Annotated in this window: 8 protein-coding genes; 7 read left to right on the forward strand and 1 reads right to left on the reverse strand. The window is 33.2% G+C overall.

The window, feature by feature from the left end:
- Positions 1-53: 53 nt before the first annotated feature.
- A complete protein-coding gene (locus VB798_RS09305; RefSeq protein WP_323258195.1) occupies positions 54-488 on the reverse strand; it encodes a winged helix-turn-helix transcriptional regulator in 435 nt (144 codons plus the stop codon).
- Between the two features lie 100 nt (positions 489-588).
- On the opposite strand from VB798_RS09305, the gene VB798_RS09310 reads away from it, so the two are divergent.
- From VB798_RS09310 to VB798_RS09340, 7 genes are all read left to right on the forward strand, one after another.
- Complete coding sequence (locus VB798_RS09310) at positions 589-1,389, forward strand: SDR family oxidoreductase (RefSeq protein ID WP_323258196.1); 801 nt, start codon at positions 589-591, stop codon at positions 1,387-1,389.
- Position 1,390: 1 nt separating this feature from the next.
- A complete protein-coding gene (locus VB798_RS09315; protein WP_323258197.1) occupies positions 1,391-2,293 on the forward strand; it encodes an alpha/beta fold hydrolase in 903 nt (300 codons plus the stop codon).
- Between the two features lie 11 nt (positions 2,294-2,304).
- Positions 2,305-3,309 (forward strand): NADP-dependent oxidoreductase, encoded by a 1,005-nt coding sequence (locus tag VB798_RS09320; RefSeq protein WP_323258198.1) that lies wholly within the window; start codon positions 2,305-2,307, stop codon positions 3,307-3,309.
- A 285-nt stretch (positions 3,310-3,594) separates the two neighbouring features.
- Positions 3,595-4,386: a cyanophycinase gene (locus VB798_RS09325; RefSeq protein ID WP_323258199.1), complete on the forward strand. Its 792-nt coding sequence runs from the start codon at positions 3,595-3,597 to the stop codon at positions 4,384-4,386.
- A 133-nt stretch (positions 4,387-4,519) separates the two neighbouring features.
- The gene (locus tag VB798_RS09330; RefSeq protein ID WP_323258200.1) at positions 4,520-5,110 is read left to right on the forward strand and encodes a TetR/AcrR family transcriptional regulator; all 591 of its coding nucleotides are present in this window, start codon (positions 4,520-4,522) and stop codon (positions 5,108-5,110) included.
- 70 nt (positions 5,111-5,180) lie between these two features.
- The gene (locus VB798_RS09335; RefSeq protein ID WP_323258201.1) at positions 5,181-5,642 is read left to right on the forward strand and encodes a hypothetical protein; all 462 of its coding nucleotides are present in this window, start codon (positions 5,181-5,183) and stop codon (positions 5,640-5,642) included.
- 1 nt (position 5,643) lies between these two features.
- The gene (locus tag VB798_RS09340) at positions 5,644-5,964 is read left to right on the forward strand and encodes a DUF3817 domain-containing protein (RefSeq protein WP_323258202.1); all 321 of its coding nucleotides are present in this window, start codon (positions 5,644-5,646) and stop codon (positions 5,962-5,964) included.
- Positions 5,965-6,206 lie beyond the last annotated feature (242 nt).

The raw sequence follows: 6,206 nt of genomic DNA on the forward strand, positions 1-6,206 counted from the left end.
TTCGCTTAAAACTTGGACTAGTTGGCGCTAAGCCATTCGCTTCACACCCCTTATTAGCTACTGCTTTTATTCTCGATTATTTTGTTTTTCAATGTTTCTGTAACCTGTTTTACAAATTTATCTTTATCTTTTTTGGCTTCTTTGATTGTAGCTTTTATGTCGGTTGGTATTTCATAATACTTTTCCGACCAAATGTAAACTTCCATTAAAATTGGCAATAAGTCAATTCCTTTTTGTGTAAGTCTGTACAAAATTTTTGCCTTACTGTCGGGGTGTGCTGATTTTTCAATTACACCATTTTCTTCAAGTCCTTTCAGTCTTGAGGCTAAAATATTGGTAGCAATACCTTCTTCTGATTTTAAAAAGTCATTATAGGTACATTTATTTCCGAACATCAAGTCTCGGATGATGAGTAATGACCACTTGTCGCCGAATACGTCAAGCGAACAACTCAATGGGCAGTCAGATCTTTTTTTATTTGTGTTCATAAAATATCTTTAAAAACAACTTGCATTTTGAAAGTTGTTTGTATATTTGCACTTGCAATTTGAAAGTAAATTTACAAGTAAAATTTTAAATCAAGTAATCATGAGTAAAACAATTTTAGTAACAGGGGCGTCATCAGGGTTTGGGCTTCTAATCGCAAATAAGCTTCATAAAAGTGGATATAAAGTAATCGGCACAAGTCGCAACCCAGAAAAGTATGCTTCAAAGTTGCCTTTCAAAATGATAGCTTTAGACCTTGATTCAGAACAATCAATAAACACTTTTCCAGAAAGAATTTTCAAGGAAATAGGTCAGTTGGATATTCTTATCAATAATGCTGGTTTTTTAGTGTCAGGTATTGCAGAAGAAACGCCAATTGAGTTAGGTAGGCAACAATTGGAAACAAACTTTTGGGGAACTATCAAAGTAACAAATGCGGTATTACCTTACTTTAGAAAACAAAAATTCGGTCAAATAATAACTGTGGGCTCAATAATTGGACTTGTGTCATTTCCCAATGCCGCTTATTATGCTGCTTCAAAACACGCATTAGAGGGTTATTTTAAATCATTACGTTATGAACTGAACGAATTTAATATCAGTGTTTCTATGATTGAACCTGCTGCTTTCAAAACCAATATTTTAGATAATTCATCAACGACCTTAAATAAAATTGAAGATTATAATTCTTTAAGAGGCAAGATTGAAAAATTTACTAACGACTTAGTAGAACAAGCCGAAGACCCTGAAATGGTTGCAGAAAAAGTGCTTAAAGTAGTTCAAACAGATAAGCCAAAATTTAGGAATATTGTGGGTAAAGGCACTTCTGTCTTGATTAATTTGCAGCATTTTGCTTATGGAATTTTAGAAAAAAATGTTCTCAAACAATTAAACAATGCTTAAAATGAAAAATACATTTTTTCTAGCAATTTTAATCATTCTAAAAATGACAGCAACAAATGCACAAAGTGGAACCTACTCTTACGTAACAGTTCCCACCAAATTTGTAGAAGCTAACGGTATAAAATTTGCATACCGTTCTTATGGTAAAGAAGGTGATATACCTGTTATTTATTTTAATCACCTAACCGCTAATCTTGATAATTGCGACCCAAGAATAATGGATGCCATTGCGGCAAAGCGTCAAATTATTTCTTTTGATTACCGGGGCGTAGGTGCAACTACTGGTGATCAGGGAACAAGTATTCCTGATATGGCAAAAGATGCTATTGCCTTTATTCATGCCTTGGGATATAAACAAGTGGATATTGTAGCATTTTCTATGGGAGGTTTTATTACTCAGGAATTACTTTTAATAGAACCTACCTTGGCTCGAAAAATTGTACTTGCGGGCACTGGTCCTCGTGGTGGTAAAGGTGTTAGCGATGTAGTCGGCTTAACTTACAAGGATATTTTTAAAGGACTCTTCACTTTCAGAGACCCTAAATTTTATTTGTTCTTTACACAAAATAAAGTAGGTAAGGTTGCCGCTCGTGATTTTCTGAAAAGATTGAAAGAAAGAACCGAAAACCGAGATAAGAAAGTAAAACTAAGTGTGTTGAAAAAACAACTTAAAGCCATTAAAAATTGGGGAAATGATAAGCCTGCCGATTTGAGTGTTTTTAAGCATCCTGTGTTAGTAGTCAATGGTGATAACGATAGAATGGTGCCTACACCAAATTCGTATGATTTGGCAAATCGTTTTACTAATTCTGAAATTGTAATTTATCCAAATTCAGGGCATGGGGGTATATTCCAGTATCACGAAGAATTTCTTAAAAAAGCATTACCATTTTTAACTAAATAAAATAAAAAACAATGAAAGCATTCATAGTAAAACGCTACGGCAAAAATGAAAAGTTGCATTTAACTGATTGGACAGAACCAATTGTAAAAGAGAATGATGTTTTGGTGCAAGTCCATTCAGCAGGTGTTAATTTGTTGGATTCACTCATTAGAAATGGCGAATTCAAATTGTTTTTACCATACAAACCACCATTTGTAAATGGTCACGATGTGGCTGGTGTTGTTACCAAAGTAGGTTCAAAAGTTAGTAAGTTCAAAGTAGGCGATGAAGTATATTCCCGTGTATCAGATTATCGTATTGGTACATTTGCTGAATATATTTCTATTGATGAAAATGACGTGGCTTTAAAACCAAAAAATCTTTCAATGGAAGAAGCAAGCTCAATTCCGTTGGTTGGTTTAACTGCTTGGCAAGCTCTTGTTGAAATAGGGAAAATTAAAAAAGGGCAAAAAGTTTTCATTCAAGCTGGTTCGGGTGGTGTCGGTACATTTGCCATTCAGTTAGCAAAACATTTAGGTGCTTTTGTTGCTACAACTACAAGTGCAAAAAATATTGACTTGGTAAAAAGCCTTGGTGCTGACCTTATTATCGATTACAAAACTGAAGATTTTGAAACCAAATTAAAAGAGTATGATTTGGTATTACACAGTAATAGAGATACAAAAATTCTAGAAAAATCACTAAGTATTTTAAAGCCTGATGGGCAACTTATTTCGTTAGTCGGACCACCAACACCTGAATTTGCAAACCAGATTGGTTTGCCTTGGTATTTAAAATTAGTTACGAAATTGATTAGTTTAAGTGCTAAGAAAAAAGCACAGAAGCTTAATACAAATTTTGTATTCTTGTTTATGAGAGCAGAAGGCAAACAATTAGGTGAAATCACAAAACTGATTGAAGCAGATATAAGTAAACCTGTCATTGATAAAGTGTTTCCGTTTGTGCAAACGAATGAAGCTTTGTCTTACGTTGAAACTGGTCGTTCAAGAGGAAAAGTCGTTGTCAAAGTTAAGTAGTTTTGTCTATGCAGGGCTACTTTGGTAAAGTAGCATCTGGCTTATTAATATGCGATTAAATTTAAAATAAAACTCAAAAACAGCTTTCTGCTAAGTATTTATTATACAGTCTTTTCTTGCTCCAACTTGGAGGAGTAAAACTTCGAGTGATAATTCCTTCCTATACCTTGCAGAACAAACCTTAATAAAGTCAAGAAAACAAAACAGAATATGTTAACGCTATTTTTTCCAGTTTAGATTTACGATATTGTAAGAAAATTCTTCAACAAATAATCCTTACAATTTATGCTTCAGAAAATCTTATCCATCATCTTATTTTGTACTAGTTTTACTTATGCTCAAGAACATTTAATCGTTATTGGAGGTGGCAAACGTCCAGCGGATGCACTTAATAAACTGATTGAATTAAGTGGTAAAGAACAAGGCGAAATCTTAATTATTCCTTGGGCAAGTGGTGAACAAGAAGTTGGTGTTGAATCTATCAAAAAAGATATTGCTGCACTGTCGCCTATAAAAGTTGTTTCCGCACCTTTTTCTCCGCTGACACCTGAATCAAAAGCAAAACTCTTGAATCAATTGAAATCTGCCAAAGGCGTTTTCTTTACGGGTGGCGACCAAGTTAGAATCATGAAAGTGTTGGAAGATGAAACGCTTTTTAAGGCTATGCACGAAAGGTATCACAACAATGTTGTTTTTTCCGGAACAAGTGCTGGAACAGCGATTATGTCTGAGAAAATGATTACTGGTAATGGAAAGCTAGACGTTATTGATGGCACACAAGTAGAAACCAAAAAAGGTTTGGGATTACTGACTAATGCGATTGTAGATCAACACTTTATCAAACGCCAAAGGGAAAACCGTTTGATGGGTTTAATCCTTCAATATCCAATTTTATTAGGCATTGGTATTGATGAAAACACTGCCGTTTATGTGCAAAATAATAAATCAGCTGAGGTTTTTGGGGAAAGTCAAGTCTTGATTTTTGATGCACAACAAAGCAAAGAAGCTATGAAACTTTACTTTTTGAAAAAAGGAGATAAGTTTGATTTAGTTAAAAGGAAGAAAGTAAAAATATAATATTTTGGTTACCGATAGATTTGCCTTTGAAAATTCCATGGATAATTTTCAAAGGCAAATTTTTGTGGCAAGTAAATTTTAAAGAAATCACGCATCTTTGTGTAATTAAAAGCATTCAATAATCTTAAATTTCATGGGCAAAGCCGCTGCAACTCGATTGACAATACTTCAAAAAGCGTTTGAATTGATTTATATTAATGGTTATCAATCGACCAGTATTGATGATATTATTGCTACTACCCAAGTAACAAAAGGTGCTTTTTTCTATCATTTCAAGAATAAAGAAGAAATGGGTTTGGCTGTAATTAATGAAATGATGGAGCAAACAATGGGCAAAATGTTGCTAGAACCGCTTTTATCTTCAGAAAATCCGCTCAATGCCATTTATGAAATGATGGAATATTTATTGATTCAAGACCCATATTTACAGATAAAATACGGTTGTCCAACCAATAATTTGATTCAAGAAATGGCTCCATTGAATGAAAAATTTAGTGAATCACTTTCCAAAATTATGAATCAAATGCTTTTGGCAATGGAAAATGCGATAGAAAAAGCAAAAAATCTGGGTTTGGTAAAATCAGAAGTTAGTAGTAAAGAGGTATCAATCTTTATAGCTTCTGGTTATGGCGGAATCAGAAATCTTGGCAAATTATATGGAACAAGTAATTATTATCAAGCTTATTTAAAGGCTTTAAAGTCATATCTTGATAGTTTACAATAATTTTTTCTCCAAAAACATACTATTTGGTATGTTTTTGGAATATCTTTGCATCATTAACATTCAAACATAGATGCAGATACTTTTATTTATACATTCGCTGATAAGATGGTTTGTCTTAATCAGCATTATTTATTCGCTTTTTAGGGCTTATCGGGGTTTGAAAAATCAAGCTTTGTTTAGTAAAACAGATAATGCAGTACGGCATTGGACGGCAACGATTGCGCATATTCAATTGGCAGTTGGTATTAATCTTTACTTCAAAAGTCCGACGGTTCAATATTTTTTGAGTAATTTTAAAGAGGCTAGTAAAAACTTAGAATTTACTTTTTTCGGTTTGATACACATCTTTTTGATGTCGATAGCCATTATTGTTTTAACAATTGGCTCAGCTTTAGCAAAAAGAAGAAAAACCGATGAAGAAAAATTCAAAACGATTTTAGTTTGGTTTTCTTTAGCTTTATTCATGATTTTTATTGCTATTCCTTGGCCATTTTCTCCTTTCGCACACAGAGTATTTTTTAGACATTTTTAAGATGAAAACATTATTTTCAACCAATATTGGGCGTTTACGCATCATTGCTTTTTTAGAAGGAGTATCATTTATCCTGTTACTTTTTATCGCCACACCGATGAAATATTACATGGATAGTCCGGCAGGAACAAAAATATTAGGACCAATTCACGGCGCATTATTCATTATTTTTATCCTGAATGCTTTGAGTGTTAGTGTTGAAGAAAACTGGAAATTTACAAGTACAACTTGGAAAGTATTGTTAGCCAGTATTTTACCATTTGGCACTTTTTATATTGACCACACGATTTTGAAGGAAATACAGAAAAGTAAAGAAGCTTAACTATGATTTTTGTTTTTAAAACATAATGAATAAGAACTAATTTTGACCCCTTTTTTATGATTGATGGGAAACGAATTCCTACTGTTTGAGCGAAGCGAGTTTCGGAATTCTTGAATTTCTTTTGTTACTTTTCTTGTATCAAGGTGCTGTGTTAAGAAACAAGTTCATTTGATTAAATATTTTTATAAATTGCATTACCAAATCAGGAATTCATTTCCATGCACTTTAGGCAGGGCAATTTA

Origin of the sequence: Arcicella lustrica, from assembly GCF_034930985.1 — a bacterium.
GTDB lineage: Bacteria > Bacteroidota > Bacteroidia > Cytophagales > Spirosomataceae > Arcicella > Arcicella lustrica.

Bases quoted from the DNA above. Each gene is read 5' to 3' on its own strand.
- VB798_RS09315 (WP_323258197.1), top strand. From the start codon at position 1,391: ATGAAAAATACATTTTTTCTAGCAATTTTAATCATTCTAAAAATGACA.
- VB798_RS09340 (WP_323258202.1), top strand. From the start codon at position 5,644: ATGAAAACATTATTTTCAACCAATATTGGGCGTTTACGCATCATTGCT.
- VB798_RS09310 (WP_323258196.1), top strand. From the start codon at position 589: ATGAGTAAAACAATTTTAGTAACAGGGGCGTCATCAGGGTTTGGGCTT.
- VB798_RS09325 (WP_323258199.1), top strand. From the start codon at position 3,595: ATGCTTCAGAAAATCTTATCCATCATCTTATTTTGTACTAGTTTTACT.
- VB798_RS09330 (WP_323258200.1), top strand. From the start codon at position 4,520: ATGGGCAAAGCCGCTGCAACTCGATTGACAATACTTCAAAAAGCGTTT.
- VB798_RS09320 (WP_323258198.1), top strand. From the start codon at position 2,305: ATGAAAGCATTCATAGTAAAACGCTACGGCAAAAATGAAAAGTTGCAT.
- VB798_RS09305 (WP_323258195.1), bottom strand. From the start codon at position 488: ATGAACACAAATAAAAAAAGATCTGACTGCCCATTGAGTTGTTCGCTT.
- VB798_RS09335 (WP_323258201.1), top strand. From the start codon at position 5,181: ATGCAGATACTTTTATTTATACATTCGCTGATAAGATGGTTTGTCTTA.